Consider the following 15,962-nt stretch of genomic DNA (forward strand, 5'->3'; position numbering starts at 1 on the left):
GTAACCAGTGCCCCTTTGGGCTGGCCCGCTGGTGCAAGCTCCATTTTTTCGCCTCAGCACACCGGGATACCGCCAGCGTGATTCTTTACGAGTACCCTTTCAACGAACGCTTGCGCACGTATTTGCGACTGGAACAATTGTTCCGGCGTTTGTTTGAACTCGTCACGCGCGAATCGCCGGTGGACCACCACTTTGCCCTGGCAACGATCTTCGAGATCATGGAAGTGGCGGCCCGCGCCGACCTCAAGTCGGACCTGCTGCGCGACCTGGACCGCCACAAGAGCCTGTTCGAAGGCCTGCGTGACAATCCGGCGATTGCGCAGGACATGCTCGACAGCATCATTGCCAAGCTGGAGCAGTGCTACAGCGTCCTGCATGCCCAGACCGGCAAGACCGGGCAGCCGCTGACGGAAAACGACTGGCTGATGGCCATCCGCAGCCGCATCAGCATTCCCGGCGGCACCAGCAGCTTCGACCTGCCCGCCTACCACCGCTGGCAGAACAAACCCGCGGCCGAGCGCCGGGCCGACCTGCACCAGTGGATCCAATGCCTGCAGCCCCTGGCAGATTCGCTGGGCCTGCTGCTCAGCCTGGTGCGCGACACCGGCTCCCCCCAGAAAGTGGCCGCGATGGGTGGGCAATTCCAGCAGGCGCTGCCGGCCGGACGCCCCTACCAGCTGCTGCGCCTGCGCATCGATGCGGAATCCGGCCTGGTGCCCGAGATCAGCGCCAACCGCCTGATGGTGTCCGTGCGCCTGCTGCGCCCCAACGAGGCCGGTGGCCTGCAGGTCACCACGGAAAATGCGGCTTTCGAGCTGACGCTGTGCGCCTGACCCGGCGTCTGTGACAGACTTGGGCCATGCGAGACGCTGCCTCTTTTCCCTCCACCACCGTCCCCTGCCCTACCTGCGGCGGGCCCAGCCTGTTTGCCCCCACGAATGCGGCGCGACCGTTTTGCAGCCAGCGCTGCAAAGACATCGACCTGGGCGCCTGGGCGGCTGAAAGCTTCCGCTTGCCTGCCCAGCCCCCGCAGGACAACCAGTACGGCGATCCGCGTGTCGAAGACTGAGCGCGCGGCACATCCCACAAAAAAAGGAGCTGCACGCGCAGCTCCTTACTTGTTTTGAAGGTGCTTCAAGTGCCTAATCCATACGGCAAGCGCGCTGACCGCTCACTTTTCCGATAACGCCGTTTCGGCATAGACGGCCGCATCGAACGGTAGCCCCCGCTCCTCGCTCAGCCACTGCAGCACGGGGAGCGAGCCTTCCAGCACCGGGCGCACGCTCAGGGGCAATTGCTGCCAGGCCATCTGCTGGCCTTCGCGCATCTCAAAATCGCCGTCCCACTGCGTGACCTTGCACCAGTGCAGGCGCACCAGGGCATGGCTGTAGGCATGCTCGGTCACCTTCCAGGCCAGGCAGTTGCGGATGGTGATGCCCAGCTCCTCCTGCAGCTCGCGGCGCAGGGCCTGCTCCACGCTCTCGCCGGCTTCTAGCTTGCCGCCGGGGAACTCCCACCAGCCCGCGCGGGGCTTGCCCTCGGGGCGGCTGGTGATGAGCAGGGCGCCGTCGCTCTCGCGGATCAGCACGCCCACGGCGACTTCGGTGGGTTGGCAGGAAGGAGAGGTACTCACAGGGGGACTCTTTTCAAACAATCAAATTTCCGCGCCGTCGCTCAGGCCATCGACATCGGCAATCCGGTGGCGCACGGCCACCGGGCGTTCGCTGCGGCCGGCGTAGTCGCGCGCAAACTGCTGGGCCACGCGACCGCTGCGCGAGCCACGCTCCAGCGCCCAGACCAGGGCCTCGGGCTGCGCGGCCGCAATCGCCGCATCGTCCAGGCCCATGGCGCGCAGCCACTGGGCCACCACGCGCAGGTACTCGTCCTGGCTGAAGGGGTAGAAGCTGACCCACAGGCCAAAGCGCTCGGACAGGGAGATTTTCTCCTCCACCACCTCGCCGGGGTGGATCTCGCCATGCTCGCCCTTGGAGTGCGTCAGGTTGTCGGTCATGTACTCGGGCAGCAGGTGGCGGCGGTTGCTGGTGGCGTAGACCAGCACGTTCGGCGTGGCGGCAGAGACCGAGCCATCCAGGATGGACTTCATGGCCTTGTAGCCGGGCTCGCCCTCCTCAAAGCTCAGGTCGTCGCAGTAGATGACGAATTTCTCGGGCCGGCCGGCCACCACGTCGACGATGTCGGGCAGGTCGGTCAGGTCCACCTTGTCCACCTCGATCAGGCGCAGGCCCTGCGGTGCATAGGCGTGCAGGCAGGCGCGGATCAGCGACGACTTGCCCGTGCCGCGCGCGCCCGTCAGCAGCACGTTGTTGGCCGTGCGGCCTTGCACGAACTGCTCGGTGTTGCGCGCAATCTTGTCCTTTTGCACGTCCACGTTCTGCAGGTCCGACAGCTGCATGGCGCCCACATGGCGCACCGGCTCCAGCACACCGCAGCCATTGGCACGCTTGCGGTAGCGCCAGGCGATGGCCGCATGCCAGTCGGCCGGTGCCTGCAGGGGCTGGGGCAGCACCGACTCGATGCGCTGCATCAGCTGCACGGCCCGCTCCACCAAACGCTCCAAAGGATTCATCACATCTTGCACGGCAGGTCTCCACCCATGGTTTTGATAGCTACTAGCGCTGGTGAACAGGAGGTTTCAATATAAAAACACACTGAAACCTCGCTTCCACTCGCGCTGGCAGCTCCTGAAATCAAGAGGGCCTGATCGACAGGCCCTGGCATACGCAAACGGTCAGCCCGCAGGGCGGTCAAAACGCAGCGCTGCATCGAAGCCAGCAGCAGCGCTGCGGCGAGAGGCAAAACGACGTGTCGGGGACCGCATGCGCAGCCCGCCCATCAGGAGCGGTAGTCGGCGTTGATGGTCACGTAGTCGTGGCTGAAGTCGCAGGTCCAAACGGTCTGGCTGGCCGTGCCGCGGCCCAGGTTCACGCGCACGGTGATCTCGGGCTGCTTCATCACGCGCTGGCCGTCGGCCTCCTGGTAGGCGGGGTTGCGGCCACCGTTCACGACGACGTGCACGTCGTCCAGGAACAGGTCGATCTTCGTCTGGTCCAGGTCGGTGATGCCGGCGTAGCCCACGGCCGCCAGGATGCGGCCCAGGTTCGGGTCGGAGGCGAAGAAGGCCGTCTTGACCAGGGGCGAGTGCGCGATGGCATAGGCCGCCAGGCGGCATTCTTCCTCGGTCTTGCCGCCGTCGATCTGCACGGTGATGAACTTGGTCGCGCCTTCGCCGTCGCGCACGATGGCCTGGGCCAGCAGGCGCGAGACCTCCAGCAGCGCGGCCTTCAAGGCCTGGGCCTCCGGGCTGCTCCAGCCCGTCACCTCGGCATTGCCGGCCTGGTGCGTGGCCACCAGCACGAAGGAGTCGTTGGTGGAGGTGTCACCGTCGATGGTCACGCGGTTGAAGGAGCCGTCGGCCAGTTCCTTGACCAGATCCTGCAGCAGCGCGGGCGCGATTGCCGCATCGGTAGCCACATAGCCCAGCATGGTGGCCATGTTGGGGCGGATCATGCCCGCGCCCTTGCTGATGCCGGTGACGGTGACGGTCTTGCCACCCAGCACCACCTGGCGGCTGTAGGCCTTGGGCTGGGTGTCGGTGGTCATGATGCCTGCGGCGGCAGTGGCCCAGTTGTCGGATTGGGCCGCAGCGATGGCTGCGGGCAGGCCGGCGACGATGCGGTCCACGGGCAGCTCTTCCATGATCACGCCGGTGGAAAACGGCAGCACCTGCTCGGGCGCCACGCCCAGCGCCTGGGCCAGGGCCGCGCAGGTGGCGCGGGCATTGGCCAGGCCGGCGGCACCGGTGCCGGCATTCGCATTGCCCGTGTTGATGACGATGGCACGGATGCCCTGCCCGGCCGCCAGATGCTCGCGACTGACCTGCACGGGCGCCGCGCAGAAACGGTTCTGCGTGAACACGCCGGCCACGCTGGCACCTTCGTCCAGCAGGAACACGGTCAGGTCTTTGCGGTTGGCTTTGCGCACACCGGCTTCGGTGACGCCAATGCGCACACCGGCAACCGGATGCAGGTCAGCGGCGACGGGGACGGGCAAATTCACGGGCATTGCAGGACTTCCTACCGAGATAAAACAGTGAGACAGCCATTATCGGGACAAAAAAGAACACGGGCCGCAGCCCGTGTGTGTTCTTTGGTGAAGCGTGCCGTATCAGCTCAGCTTGCCGTGGCAGTTCTTGAACTTCTGGCCGCTCCCGCAGGGGCAGGGGTCGTTGCGCCCCACGCGCGCGCCGGGCGGCAGCTCGAAGCTGTCGCTCTTGTCGCCATCGGCGGACGAGTAGTTCATGCCGGGCACATGTTCGGCGCGGTCTTCGATGCTTTGCGCCGCCTGGTCCAGCTGCTCGGGCTGCTGGATGCGCACGGTCAGCAGCACGCGCGTGACTTCGTTCTTGACCTGGTCGATCAGCTGGCGGAACAGCTCGAAGGCCTCGCGCTTGTATTCCTGCTTGGGCTGCTTTTGCGCAAAGCCGCGCAGGTGGATGCCCTGGCGCAGGTAGTCCAGCGCCGCCAGGTGGTCGCGCCAGTTGGTGTCGAAGCTTTGCAGCAGCACGGCACGCTGGAAGTTCATGAACTGCTCGGAGCCCACCAGGTCCAGCTTGCCCTGGTAGAGGTCGTTGGCGGCCTGGACGCAGGTTTCCAGGATCTCTTCGTCGGTGATGCTGTCCGAGTCCTTGATCATGCCCTGCAGGTCCACGGACACGTGCCACTCGGCCAGCGCCTTCTCCAGCGCCGGCAGGTTCCACTGCTCTTCCATGGATTCGGCCGGCACGTACTGGCGGACCAGATCGGCCACGCAGTCCTCGCGCATGACGTTGATCATTTCGGTCAGATCCTCGGCATCCAGGATCTCGTTGCGCTGCTGGTAGATGACCTTGCGCTGGTCGTTGGACACGTCGTCGTATTCCAGCAGCTGCTTGCGCATGTCGAAGTTGCGCGCCTCGACCTTGCGCTGTGCCGACTCGATGGAGCGGGTCACGATGCCTGCCTCGATGGCTTCGCCTTCGGGCATCTTCAGGCGGTCCATGATGGCGCGCACGCGGTCGCCCGCGAAGATGCGCATCAGTTGGTCGTCCAGGCTGAGGTAGAAGCGCGAGGAGCCGGGGTCGCCCTGGCGGCCGGAGCGGCCACGCAGCTGGTTGTCGATGCGGCGCGACTCATGGCGTTCGGTGGCGATGATGCGCAAGCCGCCCAGTGCCTTGACCTCTTCGTGGTCCTGGCGCCACTGCGCGTGCAGCGCAGCGATCTGCTCGGCCTTGGCGGCGTCATCCAGCTCGGGATTGTGGGCGATCTCCGCTTCCTGCTTGCTGATGTTGCCGCCCAGCACGATGTCGGTACCACGGCCCGCCATGTTGGTGGCGATGGTGATCATGCCCTTGCGACCCGCCTGGGCGATGATGTCCGCCTCCTTGGCGTGCTGCTTGGCGTTCAGCACCTGGTGGGGCAGACCCGCCTGGTTCAGCAGCTGTGCAATGATTTCCGAGTTCTCAATCGAGGTCGTGCCCACGAGCACGGGCTGGCCGCGCTCATGGCACGCACGGATGTCGTCGATCGCGGCGTTGTACTTTTCCTGCGTGGTCTTGTAGACGCGGTCCAGCTGGTCCTCGCGGCGGCTGGGCTTGTTCGGCGGGATGACCACGGTTTCCAGGCCATAGATGCTCTGGAATTCAAAGGCTTCCGTATCCGCAGTGCCCGTCATGCCAGCCAGCTTGCTGTACAGGCGGAAGTAGTTCTGGAAGGTGATGGAGGCCATGGTCTGGTTCTCGGCCTGGATGGCCACACCTTCCTTGGCTTCCACGGCCTGGTGCAGGCCTTCGCTCCAGCGGCGGCCGCTCATCAAACGGCCGGTGAACTCGTCCACGATGACCACTTCACCGTTTTGCACCACATAGTGCTGGTCACGGTGGTAGATGTGGTGGGCACGCAGGGCGGCGTACAGGTGGTGCACCAGCGCGATGTTGGAGGGGTCATACAGCGATGCGCCTTCGGCCAGCAGGCCAGCGGCGGTCAGTATCTGCTCCGCCTTTTCGTGACCGTCTTCGGTCAGGAACACCTGGTGGCTCTTTTCATCGACCGTGAAGTCGCCGGGCTTGGTCACGCCTTCGCCCGTGCGGGGGTCGGCCTCGCCCTCCTGGCGCACCAGTTGGGGCGCCAGCTGGTTGATGGCCTGGTACATGGCCGTGTTGTCATCGGCCTGGCCGGAGATGATCAGCGGCGTGCGTGCCTCGTCGATCAGGATGGAGTCCACCTCGTCGACGATGGCGTAGTTCAGGCCCCGCTGCACGCGATCGGCCTTGTCGTAGACCATGTTGTCGCGCAGGTAGTCGAAACCGTACTCGTTGTTGGTGCCGTAGGTGATGTCGGCCAGGTAGGCCAGTTGCTTTTCCTCGCGCGGCGCCTGGGGCAGGTTCACCCCCACGGACAGGCCCAGGAAGTGGTAGAGCGGGCGCATGGTCTCCGCATCGCGGCTGGCCAGGTAGTCGTTCACGGTCACCACGTGCACGCCCTTGCCGGTCAGCGCATTCAGGTACACCGGCAGGGTCGAGGTCAGCGTCTTGCCTTCGCCCGTGCGCATTTCCGAAATCTTGCCCTGGTGCAAGCCGATGCCCCCCATCAGCTGCACATCGAAGTGGCGCATCTTCAGCACGCGCTTGGAAGCCTCGCGCACCACGGCGAAGGCTTCGGGCAGCAAATCGTCCAGGGCCTCGCCCTGGACCAAGCGTGACTGGAACTCCTGGGTTTTGGCCTTCAGCGCCTGGTCATCGAGCTTTTCCAGCTCAGGCTCCATCGCATTGATGCGCGCCACCGTCTTGCGGTACTGCTTGAGAAGCCGATCGTTGCGGCTGCCGAAAAGTTTGGTGAGAAAGTTGACCATGCGAACGGAAGCCGCGCACCAGTCGCCATGGGCACCGGAAGCGGCCAAATCCCTAATGTAGAGTTGCCATGCAGATGGGCTCATTCAGCGATAAAGCAAGAGCCCATCGGCTGAAAGCCAAAAATTGATTCTAACTGCCGCTTTCACTTCAGCACCCACAGGGATGCCGCATGCACCCACATACAACGCAAGACACGGATAATGTGAGCCCCATCCGGATACTCGATCATGCATTCGCGCCGCCATTTCGCCATTTCGCTGGAACAAGCCTCCCAGGCCTCCCCCGCCCTGTCCCAGCTGATCGGCCAGGCCCGGGAGGCGAATGCGCGCCTGAAGGCCATCACCCCCCTGCTCCCGCCCGGCTTGCGCCACAGCGTGCAGGCTGGACCGATTGAAGGTGACACCTGGTGGTTGCTGGTCAAGACATCGGCTGCTGCCACCAAGGTCCGCTATCTGCTGCCGGGACTGGAGGCCCACCTGCGCACCAAAGGCTGGAACGTGGCACGCATCCAGCTCAAGGTGCTGCACGCTGCTCCGTGGCAAAGCCCGCTGTGAAACTGGAACTGCGAACGCAGGCATCCCAGCATGTGGGGATTGTGATCAGAACAATGGATGGTGCCGGTTGTCGGATTCGAACTGACGACCTACCGCTTACAAGGCGGGTGCTCTACCAACTGAGCTAAACCGGCGGTCCGCAACACAGGCCAGAGGCTGCCGAAGGGACAAGGTACTTCAAAGAAAAAGCACCAGAGATGGTGCCGGTTGTCGGATTCGAACTGACGACCTACCGCTTACAAGGCGGGTGCTCTACCAACTGAGCTAAACCGGCGAAGACCGCGATTCTAATACAAGTTTCACGGCCGAAAAAATATCCGCCTACTTCACCAGCTTGAGGGCGGGACGACCTGTCGCAGGCGTGGGAGGACGCGGTTCGTCACCCTCCTCCACCTGCGGCTTGGTGCCGGAAGTGGCCAGCTGCACAACCTGTGCGGGCGCGGGCTCGTCAGGCGCAGCAGCTTCTGGCGACGCCACGTCCACAGCGCCTGCCACATCCAGCACCTCGTCCGGCACATCTGCCAACACATCGTCCACCACCGGGAACGACATACCTTGCCCCGATTCACGGGCATAAATCGCCTGCACACGCTCCACCGGCACCATGATGTCGCGCGGCTTGCCGCCAAAACGAGCCTTGAATTCAATGAACTCGTTGCCCAACTGCAGGCTGCCCGTGGCGTCATAGCTGACGTTGAGCACGATCTCGCCCTCGTTCACAAACTCGCGGGGCACCTGCACAGAACGGTCCACGCGCACGGACAGGTAGGGCGTCAAGCCATTGTCCGAGCACCACTCATGAATGGCACGAATCAGGTACGGCCGTGTCGAAGTGGTGGTGGGCTCGTTCATGTACAAATTCCAGCAAACAGCAAAAGCAGTAGATCGGTGCTCGGGACAGGCGCAATTACTTGCGCATCACCTTCTCGGAAGGTGTCAGCGCTTCAATGTAGGCGGGGCGCGAGAAGATGCGCTCGGCGTACTTCAGCAACGGCGCGGCGTTCTTGCTCAGCTCAATGCCGTAGTAGTCCAGGCGCCACAGCAGGGGCGCAATCGCCACATCCAGCATGGAGAAGCCCTCGCCCAGCATGTATTTGTTCTTCAGGAACACGGGAGCCAACTGCGTCAGACGGTCACGAATGTGCTGACGGGCCTTTTCCACGTCCTTTTCGTTGCCCTTGACGTTGCGCTGCTCCAGCGTGTTCACATGCACGAACAACTCCTTTTCGAAGTTCAGCAGGAACAGGCGCACGCGCGCACGATCCACCGGATCGCCAGGCATCAGTTGGGGGTGGGGGAAGCGCTCGTCGATGTACTCATTGATGATGTTCGACTCGTACAGGATCAGATCGCGCTCGACCAGGATCGGCACCTGGCCATAAGGGTTCATCGCCGCGATCTCTTCGGGCTTGTTGTACAAGTCCACATCACGGATCTCGAAGTCCATTCCCTTTTCAAACAGCACAAAGCGGCAGCGGTGGGAATATGGGCAAGTCGTTCCCGAGTAAAGCACCATCATGGCGGAAGCTCCTAAAAATCAAAAAGAGTGGGACGCTTCAAAAGCGCCCACTCCGCTGTGACCAAACCGTTTCTGCACCGAAATGCAAAGCGGCTGCAGTCTATCTATTTATTTGACGTCTTTCCAGAATGCGGCGTTCAATCTCCAGGCAATCAGAATGAAGATGCCCAGGAAGATCAAGACGCCCACACCGACGCGAATGCGTGTATTTTGGGCTGGCTCCCCCATCCATTGCAGGAAGTTCACCAAATCACCGACGGCCTGATCGTACTCTTGTGCGCTCATTGTGCCCGGAGAAATGGTTTCCCAGCCCTTGAACACCTGGGTGTTTTGACCATGCACCTCGACATTTTCCAGGATCGCATGGCGTTCACCCTGCAGCTGCCACAGCGCATGCGGCATGCCGACCGAGGGGAACACCAGATTGTTCCAGCCAGTGGCCTTGGCCTCATCACGGTAGAACGTGCGCAGGAAGGTGTACAGGTAGTCCGCCCCCGAACCTTGGGCGCTGGCGCGCGAGCGCGCGATCACCGACAGATCCGGCGGATTGGCGCCAAACCACTCCTTGGCCTGCTTGGGGTCCACCGCCGCCACCATGGTTTCACCCACCTTATCGGTGGTGAACAGCAGGTTGTCCTTGATCTGTTGATCGGTCAGCCCGATGTCCTTGAGACGGTTGAAGCGCATGGACGCCGCCGAGTGGCAGCCCAGGCAGTAGTTCACAAACAGCTTGGCGCCGTTTTGCAAGGAGGCCTGGTTGGACACATCCACCGGTGCCTTGTCCAGGGCAATCAGACCACCACCGGCAGCGTGCACGCCGCCTGCCAGACCCAGAGCGGTCAACAGCGTGAGAATCAGTTTTTTCATTGTTGTTCGCTCCTAGCTCAGTGGGGCTTGAAATTCACGCGGTCAGGCACGGGCTTGGGCGTTCCCAACTGGCTCCACCAGGGCATCAGCAGGAAGAAGCCGAAGTAAAACAGCGTACCGACCTGCGACACACGCTCGCCAATCGGCGAAGGCGCCTGCACCCCCAGGTAGCCCAGGATCAGGAAATTCACCACAAACACCGCATACAGGTACTTGTGCCAGCTTGGGCGATAGCGAATCGACTTGACCGGGCTCAGATCCAGCCAGGGCAGGGCAAACAGGATGATCACGGCACCGCCCATCACCACCACGCCCCAGAACTTGGCATCGATCGCCAGCATCAGCGCCACAGCCACCACGGCGGCCCCCACCAGCACCAGCTTGAACAAGCCGGCCATCTTGGCCTTGAAAGCGGTGAACGCCGCAGCCAGCACCACACAGGCCACCAGCACGTACATCATCTCGGAGGTGATCGCACGCAGCATGGAGTAGAACGGTGTGAAGTACCACACGGGGGCAATGTGCGCCGGTGTCTTCAGCGGGTCCGCAGGAATGAAGTTGTTGTATTCCAGGAAGTAGCCACCGAACTCGGGGGCAAAGAACACCACCGCCGAGAACAGGAACAGGAACACAGCCACGCCAAAGATGTCGTGCACGGTGTAGTAGGGGTGGAAGGGGATGCCATCCAGGGGGTTGCCCTTGGCATCCTTGGGCGCACCGGGCGCCTTGATTTCCACGCCATCGGGGTTGTTCGAACCCACGTCGTGCAGCGCCAGCAAGTGCGCCACCACCAGACCCAGCAGCACCAGGGGCACGGCGATCACGTGGAAGCTGAAGAAGCGGTTCAGTGTGGCATCGCCCACCACGTAGTCGCCACGGATCAGGATTGCCAGATCAGGACCGACAAAGGGAATCGCGGCAAACAGGTTCACGATCACCTGGGCACCCCAGTACGACATCTGGCCCCAGGGCAGCAGGTAGCCCATGAAGGCTTCGGCCATCAGCGCCAGGAAGATGGCGCAACCGAAAATCCAGACCAGTTCGCGCGGCTTACGGTACGAACCGTACAGCAGACCGCGGAACATGTGCAGGTACACCACCACGAAGAAGGCCGACGCCCCCGTGGAGTGCATATAGCGGATCAGCCAACCCCAGGGCACATCCCGCATGATGTATTCCACCGAAGCGAATGCCTTCTCGGCGTCGGGCTTGTAGTGCATGACCAGGAAGATACCGGTCACGATCTGGATCACCAGCACCAGCAGCGCCAGCGAGCCGAAGATGTACCAGAAGTTGAAGTTCTTCGGAGCGTAATACTCCGACATGTGAACCTTGTAGGCCGAGAATGCCGTGGGGAAACGGTTCTCGAACCAGTTCGTCACCTTGGCGCCCGTGGACGCGTTGGGATCGATGTCTTTGAATTCGTGGGCCATGTCGTTTTAACTCCCTCAAGCCTTGTCTTCACCGATCAGGAGCTTGGTCTCCGACAGGTAGATGTGGGGCGGCACTTCCAGGTTGTCGGGCGCGGGCTTGTTCTTGAACACACGGCCAGCCATGTCAAAGGTCGAGCCGTGGCAAGGACACAGGAAGCCGCCCTTCCAGTCGCTGGGCAGGGAGGGTTGGGCACCGGCCACAAACTTGTCCGTGGGCGAGCAACCCAAGTGCGAGCAGATACCGACGGCCACCAGGATCTCGGGCTTGATGGAGCGCCAGGTGTTTCGGGCGTAGGCAGGGGTTAGCTCGGCAGGCTTGCGCTGCGAGTCGGGATCCGCCAGCTGAGCATCCAGGCTGGCCAGCTCGTCCAGCTGCTCCTTGGTGCGCTTGACGATCCAGACTGGCTTGCCGCGCCACTCCACCGTGATCTTCTGGCCGGGCTGCAAGGCCGAGATATCGACCTCCACCGCGGCACCTGCGGCCTTGGCCTTCTCCGAAGGCTGGAAGGTACTCACAAAGGGGACAGCGGCTGCCACGCCGCCTACCGCGCCAGCGCAGGCAGACGTGATGATCCACGTCCGTTTGCTGGAGTCGACAGGTGTTTCGCTCATGGGGATCCTCGATAAAACATCGCTAGGTATAGGGACAATCGGGAAATTGTAGCGGAGCGAAATTCAGGAATCCAAGCACGCGTCTGACACTACTTTTGCGTTAGATCACGCAATATTGCGCATCTCAACCGATTTGTGGAGTAGGCGTATGGGGATGATGCAAGAATTTCGCGAGTTCGCCATCAAGGGCAATGTGATCGATCTGGCCGTGGGTGTCATCATCGGCGGGGCCTTCGGCAAGATCGTGGACTCGGTGGTCAATGACCTCATCATGCCGGTCGTGGGCTTGGTGTTCGGCAAGCTCGACTTCTCCAACCTGTTCGTGGTGCTGGGCACCATTCCGGAGGGCACGCCACGCACCCTGGCAGCCCTCAAGACGGCCGGTATCCCGGTGTTTGCCTATGGCAACTTCATCACCGTGGCGGTGAATTTCGCGATCCTGGCCTTCATCATTTTCCTAATGATCAAGCAAATCAACCGCTTGAAGCGCGAGGCGCCCGTTGCCCCGCCCGCCCCCGAAGTCACCCCGGAAGAGGTGCTGCTGCTGCGCGAAATCCGCGACCAGCTGCGCCGCTGATCCAGCCACCGCTGGTCCGGCGGTTGCGCCGACCGTCCCCCCACAGGCCGCACCGCAAGCTGCGGCCTGTGTCTTTCAGCCCTGTGCGGGCGCCGACAGGCGCTGTGCCATGCGCACGGCCTCCAGCAGGCTGGAGGCATCGGCCACGCCCTGGCCCGCAATATCGAAGGCTGTGCCGTGGTCCGGGCTGGTGCGCACCAGCGGCAGACCCAGGGTCACGTTCACCCCTTGCTCAACACCCAAATATTTGACCGGGATCAACCCTTGGTCGTGGTACATCGCCAACACCACGTCGAATTCCCCTGCTCGCGCATCAACATCCCTTGCGCGCATGAAGATGGTGTCGGGTGCAAACGGGCCTTGTGCGTCGATCTGCTCGGCCCGCGCGGCCGCCACGGCCGGCGCGATGATGGTCAACTCTTCCTGGCCGAACAGCCCCCCTTCCCCCGCATGCGGGTTCAGCCCGGCCACGCCGATGCGCGGCGCTCGGCCCAGCATGCGCGTCAGCGCATCATGGGTGATGCGCAGCGTCTGCAGCACGTTGTCGAAGGTCACGGCCTCGATGGCCTGGCGCAGCGAGACATGGATGCTGACCAGCACGGTGCGCAGCTCGTGGTTGGCCAGCATCATGCGCACCGGCATCTGCGCAAGCCCAACGCCGGCGTGCGCGGCGGCCTCGGCCTGCAGCAGTTCGGTGTGGCCGGGGTAATCCACGCCGGCCGCATGCAGCGCCTCCTTGTGCAGGGGCGCGGTCACCAGGGCGGCGATCTCCCCCCGCAGCGCCGCCCGCGCAGCCCACTGCACGCTGTGCGCGGCCGCGGCGCCGGCCTGGGCGCTGACCTGCCCCCAGGGCGCGGGGGGCGGCATGTCCGGCAACTGCAGCACCGGGATGCAACGCGGCGGCACCGTCCACGCATCTTGCGGCGCAGCGATCACCGCCACCGGCAGGTGCGCCTGGCCCGGCCCGGTGATGGCCTGGGCCGCGCGGCGCAGCGTGGCCACATCCCCGGCCACAAAACACCCCTGCAGCTCGGACGCATGGTCGCGGAAGGCCTTGGCAATGATCTCCGGGCCGATGCCGGCCGAATCTCCCTGGGTGATGGCGATGGCGTGGGTGTTGGACATGAAATCAACCTCCAGCGCTTATCCAGCATGCGCGGACAGCTATGAAAATAGTGAAAGTGCTGCGTAGCCACCCGCGCGCGGGGCACAGCAGCTATGGCGCCGCGTTCCGCCGCGGGGTGTGCGCCCCGCTGGGGATGGCCGCACCGCCAGCCCCCAGGCACGGGCGCGCCACGCTCAGGCCGGATTATCGATCTCGATGAAGCGGTGGCTCAGGCCCAGTGCGGCGGCCACATGGGCCGCCACCGCGGGTGCGCCGTAGCGCTCGGTCGCATGGTGGCCCGCGGCGATGAAGGTGGAACTGGTCTCGCGCGCCAGGTGGGCCTGGGGCTCGGAGATTTCCCCGGTGAGGTAGGCATCGGCGCCGGCCGCCAGGGCGCTTTCATAAAAGCCCTGGGCCCCGCCCGTGCACCACGCCAGGCGGCGGATGGCCTGTTGCGGCGCGCCGCTGACGCAGGTCACGGGCCGGCCCAGCACAGCCTGCACATGGGCGGCCAGGGCATCGGCGTTGGCAAACTGCACATCGCCCACCAAGCCCAGTGCTTGCTCGCCAAAGCTGCCTCTGGCCTGCACGCCCAACCGGGCGCCCAGCTGCGCGTTGTTGCCCAGCTCGGGGTGGGCGTCCAGCGGCAGGTGGTAGGCGAACAGACTGATGTCGTGTGCCAACAGCAGGCGGATGCGTTCCTTCATCCAGCCGGTGATGCGCCCATCCATGCCGCGCCAGAACAGGCCGTGGTGCACGAAGATGGCATCGGCACCATCGGCAATCGCGGCCTCGATCAGCGCCCGGCTGGCCGTGACGCCGCTGACGAGGTGGCGGATCTTGACCTTGCCTTCGACCTGCAGACCATTCGGTCCGTAGTCCTTGAAGCGCTCGGGCTGCAGCAGGCCATCGAAATGGGCGAGAAGGTCTTGTCGCTGGATCATGGGGCCGATTGTGCCAAGCCATGGCAGGCCCCTGCATGCAAAAGGGCAGCCGAAGCTGCCCTCCATGCCACAGGTCAACGACCGATCAGCCGTGCTGCACCTTGGGCTGCCAGCCGCGCGAAGCCATGGGCCAGAACAGACCGATGGCCGCGCCCAGCACGCCCATGGCCGCCACGTAGTGGGCGGGTGCCATCACGTCCACCTGCTGCCACACGGACACCAGCATGGGGGTCAGGCCGCCGAACACGGCATAGGCCATGTTGTAGGCAAAGGACAGGCCGGTGAAACGCACCGCCACGGGGAAGGCGCGCACGCCGACGATGGGCAGCAGCGAGATGGAGCCGACGAAGAAGCCCACCAGCGCATAGCGCGCCACCAGGGTGTCCTGACCGGGCAGGCCCAGGTAGAACAGGTAGGCCGTCACAGCCATGCCGCCCCAGCCCAGCACCATGGTCCAGCGGGTGCCGATCTTGTCGTTCAGCCAGCCCCAGAACACGCAGCCCAGGGTCAGGGTGACGGTGGCCACGGCGTTGGCGGTCATGGCGTCGGCGGGGGCGATGTGGAACACCTTCTGCAGGTAGGACGGCGTCATCAGCACCACCACCACCACGGCGGTCGACAGCACCCAGGTCATCAGGGCCACCAGCCAGCAGGCCTGCTTGTGCTCGCGCAGGATGGTCTTGATGGGCATCTCGGCGTCCGCGGCCTTGCGCTTTTGCAGGTCCTTGAACAGCGGGGTTTCGTGCAGGAAGCGGCGCAGGTACACCGACACCAGGCCCAGCACGCCGCCCACGATGAAGGGCATGCGCCAGGCCCAGTCGTGGATTTCGGCCTGGGTGTAGGTGCTGTTGAGCCAGACGCCGAAGATGGAGCCCAGGAAGATGCCGCCGGTGATGCCCGAGGTCAGCGTGCCGATGGCCAGGCCGTAGTTGCGGGCGGGCGAGTGCTCGGCCACGAACACCCAGGCGCCCGGCATTTCACCGCCGATGGCTGCGCCTTGCAGCACGCGCATCAGCAGCAGCAGCAGGGGCGCAGCGATGCCCAGGGTCTCGTAGGTGGGCAGCAGGCCGATGACCAGGGTGGGCACGGCCATCAGGAAGATGGACAGCGTGAACATCTTCTTGCGACCGATCTTGTCGCCGTAGTGGGCGATGATGATGCCGCCCAGGGGGCGCGCCAGGTAGCCGGCGGCGAAGATGCCAAGGGTCTGCAGCTGGCGCATCCAGTCGGGCAGGTCGGCGGGGAAGAACAATGCGCCAATCACGTTGGCGAAGAACACGAACACGACGAAGTCATAGAACTCCAGCGTGCCGCCCAGGGCCGACAGGCTCAGGGTCTTGTAGTCCTCACGGTTCAAAGGACGATGGTGTGCACCGCCCGCCACCTGGTGGGCTTGTGCATTCGGGTGCTTACTCATTGGGTTGTCTTTCCAGAAACTGAATCG

The 15,962-nt window shown here is 63.8% G+C and carries 16 protein-coding genes and 2 tRNA genes; 4 read left to right on the plus strand and 14 right to left on the minus strand.

The features are described 5' to 3' along the window. The first annotated feature begins 77 nt into the window (after nucleotides 1-77). A complete protein-coding gene (gene zapD / locus CA2_RS16290; protein ID WP_042419933.1) occupies nucleotides 78-833 on the plus strand; it encodes a cell division protein ZapD in 756 nt (251 codons plus the stop codon). A gap of 26 nt (nucleotides 834-859) precedes the next feature. Continuing rightward, nucleotides 860-1,069, plus strand: coding sequence for a DNA gyrase inhibitor YacG (locus tag CA2_RS16295; RefSeq protein ID WP_042419888.1), 210 nt, complete (start codon nucleotides 860-862; stop codon nucleotides 1,067-1,069). 102 nt (nucleotides 1,070-1,171) lie between these two features. On the opposite strand, the gene CA2_RS16300 is transcribed toward CA2_RS16295, so the two are convergent. The 4 genes from CA2_RS16300 to secA all read right to left on the minus strand — a co-directional run bounded on the left by CA2_RS16300 (nucleotide 1,172) and on the right by secA (nucleotide 6,906). Then, on the minus strand, nucleotides 1,172-1,633 hold the full coding sequence (locus CA2_RS16300; protein ID WP_174435628.1) for a (deoxy)nucleoside triphosphate pyrophosphohydrolase: 462 nt from the start codon (nucleotides 1,631-1,633) through the stop codon (nucleotides 1,172-1,174). A gap of 21 nt (nucleotides 1,634-1,654) precedes the next feature. After that, nucleotides 1,655-2,587, minus strand: a complete 933-nt coding sequence (locus tag CA2_RS16305) for an ATP-binding protein (protein ID WP_042419893.1) — start codon at nucleotides 2,585-2,587, stop codon at nucleotides 1,655-1,657. Nucleotides 2,588-2,853: 266 nt separating this feature from the next. After that, nucleotides 2,854-4,083, minus strand: a complete 1,230-nt coding sequence (gene argJ / locus CA2_RS16310) for a bifunctional glutamate N-acetyltransferase/amino-acid acetyltransferase ArgJ (RefSeq protein WP_042419896.1) — start codon at nucleotides 4,081-4,083, stop codon at nucleotides 2,854-2,856. A gap of 102 nt (nucleotides 4,084-4,185) precedes the next feature. After that, a complete protein-coding gene (gene secA / locus CA2_RS16315) occupies nucleotides 4,186-6,906 on the minus strand; it encodes a preprotein translocase subunit SecA (protein ID WP_042419899.1) in 2,721 nt (906 codons plus the stop codon). Nucleotides 6,907-7,134: 228 nt separating this feature from the next. Between secA and CA2_RS16320 the strand changes: the two genes are divergently transcribed. Beyond that, nucleotides 7,135-7,461 carry a DciA family protein gene (locus CA2_RS16320; RefSeq protein ID WP_042419902.1) on the plus strand — a complete coding sequence of 109 codons (327 nt, stop codon included), beginning with the start codon at nucleotides 7,135-7,137 and terminating at the stop codon, nucleotides 7,459-7,461. A gap of 58 nt (nucleotides 7,462-7,519) precedes the next feature. On the opposite strand, the gene CA2_RS16325 is transcribed toward CA2_RS16320, so the two are convergent. From CA2_RS16325 to petA, 7 genes are all read right to left on the minus strand, one after another. Further along, nucleotides 7,520-7,595: transfer RNA gene (locus tag CA2_RS16325), tRNA-Thr, on the minus strand. 64 nt (nucleotides 7,596-7,659) lie between these two features. Further along, nucleotides 7,660-7,735: transfer RNA gene (locus CA2_RS16330), tRNA-Thr, on the minus strand. 47 nt (nucleotides 7,736-7,782) lie between these two features. Continuing rightward, nucleotides 7,783-8,313: a ClpXP protease specificity-enhancing factor gene (locus CA2_RS16335; protein ID WP_042419906.1), complete on the minus strand. Its 531-nt coding sequence runs from the start codon at nucleotides 8,311-8,313 to the stop codon at nucleotides 7,783-7,785. Nucleotides 8,314-8,368: 55 nt separating this feature from the next. Next, entirely contained in the window at nucleotides 8,369-8,980 is a 612-nt protein-coding gene (locus tag CA2_RS16340) for a glutathione S-transferase N-terminal domain-containing protein (protein WP_042419909.1), read from the minus strand. 108 nt (nucleotides 8,981-9,088) lie between these two features. Next, on the minus strand, nucleotides 9,089-9,847 hold the full coding sequence (locus CA2_RS16345; protein WP_042419913.1) for a cytochrome c1: 759 nt from the start codon (nucleotides 9,845-9,847) through the stop codon (nucleotides 9,089-9,091). A 17-nt stretch (nucleotides 9,848-9,864) separates the two neighbouring features. Then, entirely contained in the window at nucleotides 9,865-11,280 is a 1,416-nt protein-coding gene (locus CA2_RS16350; RefSeq protein ID WP_042419916.1) for a cytochrome b, read from the minus strand. Nucleotides 11,281-11,295: 15 nt separating this feature from the next. Beyond that, entirely contained in the window at nucleotides 11,296-11,892 is a 597-nt protein-coding gene (petA, locus tag CA2_RS16355) for a ubiquinol-cytochrome c reductase iron-sulfur subunit (RefSeq protein ID WP_042419919.1), read from the minus strand. A 148-nt stretch (nucleotides 11,893-12,040) separates the two neighbouring features. On the opposite strand from petA, the gene mscL reads away from it, so the two are divergent. Continuing rightward, the gene (mscL, locus tag CA2_RS16360) at nucleotides 12,041-12,469 is read left to right on the plus strand and encodes a large conductance mechanosensitive channel protein MscL (RefSeq protein WP_042419922.1); all 429 of its coding nucleotides are present in this window, start codon (nucleotides 12,041-12,043) and stop codon (nucleotides 12,467-12,469) included. 75 nt (nucleotides 12,470-12,544) lie between these two features. Here mscL and pdxA read toward each other — a convergent pair whose 3' ends face one another. The 3 genes from pdxA to CA2_RS16375 form a co-directional block, all read right to left on the minus strand. Continuing rightward, complete coding sequence (pdxA, locus tag CA2_RS16365) at nucleotides 12,545-13,594, minus strand: 4-hydroxythreonine-4-phosphate dehydrogenase PdxA (RefSeq protein WP_042419925.1); 1,050 nt, start codon at nucleotides 13,592-13,594, stop codon at nucleotides 12,545-12,547. Nucleotides 13,595-13,768: 174 nt separating this feature from the next. Further along, nucleotides 13,769-14,518: a Nif3-like dinuclear metal center hexameric protein gene (locus tag CA2_RS16370; protein WP_042419927.1), complete on the minus strand. Its 750-nt coding sequence runs from the start codon at nucleotides 14,516-14,518 to the stop codon at nucleotides 13,769-13,771. Between the two features lie 85 nt (nucleotides 14,519-14,603). Continuing rightward, nucleotides 14,604-15,935 carry an MFS transporter gene (locus tag CA2_RS16375; RefSeq protein ID WP_042419930.1) on the minus strand — a complete coding sequence of 444 codons (1,332 nt, stop codon included), beginning with the start codon at nucleotides 15,933-15,935 and terminating at the stop codon, nucleotides 14,604-14,606. Nucleotides 15,936-15,962: the final 27 nt, after the last annotated feature.

This window comes from Comamonas aquatica NBRC 14918 (assembly GCF_000739875.1).
GTDB lineage: Bacteria > Pseudomonadota > Gammaproteobacteria > Burkholderiales > Burkholderiaceae_C > Comamonas > Comamonas aquatica.

Coding starts and splice junctions, on each gene's coding strand:
- CA2_RS16295 (WP_042419888.1), top strand. CDS start 860: ATGCGAGACGCTGCCTCTTTTCCCTCCACCACCGTCCCCTGCCCTACC.
- CA2_RS16305 (WP_042419893.1), bottom strand. CDS start 2,587: ATGAATCCTTTGGAGCGTTTGGTGGAGCGGGCCGTGCAGCTGATGCAG.
- argJ (WP_042419896.1), bottom strand. CDS start 4,083: ATGCCCGTGAATTTGCCCGTCCCCGTCGCCGCTGACCTGCATCCGGTT.
- secA (WP_042419899.1), bottom strand. CDS start 6,906: ATGGTCAACTTTCTCACCAAACTTTTCGGCAGCCGCAACGATCGGCTT.
- CA2_RS16320 (WP_042419902.1), top strand. CDS start 7,135: ATGCATTCGCGCCGCCATTTCGCCATTTCGCTGGAACAAGCCTCCCAG.
- CA2_RS16335 (WP_042419906.1), bottom strand. CDS start 8,313: ATGAACGAGCCCACCACCACTTCGACACGGCCGTACCTGATTCGTGCC.
- CA2_RS16340 (WP_042419909.1), bottom strand. CDS start 8,980: ATGATGGTGCTTTACTCGGGAACGACTTGCCCATATTCCCACCGCTGC.
- CA2_RS16345 (WP_042419913.1), bottom strand. CDS start 9,847: ATGAAAAAACTGATTCTCACGCTGTTGACCGCTCTGGGTCTGGCAGGC.
- CA2_RS16350 (WP_042419916.1), bottom strand. CDS start 11,280: ATGGCCCACGAATTCAAAGACATCGATCCCAACGCGTCCACGGGCGCC.
- petA (WP_042419919.1), bottom strand. CDS start 11,892: ATGAGCGAAACACCTGTCGACTCCAGCAAACGGACGTGGATCATCACG.
- mscL (WP_042419922.1), top strand. CDS start 12,041: ATGGGGATGATGCAAGAATTTCGCGAGTTCGCCATCAAGGGCAATGTG.
- pdxA (WP_042419925.1), bottom strand. CDS start 13,594: ATGTCCAACACCCACGCCATCGCCATCACCCAGGGAGATTCGGCCGGC.
- CA2_RS16370 (WP_042419927.1), bottom strand. CDS start 14,518: ATGATCCAGCGACAAGACCTTCTCGCCCATTTCGATGGCCTGCTGCAG.
- CA2_RS16375 (WP_042419930.1), bottom strand. CDS start 15,935: ATGAGTAAGCACCCGAATGCACAAGCCCACCAGGTGGCGGGCGGTGCA.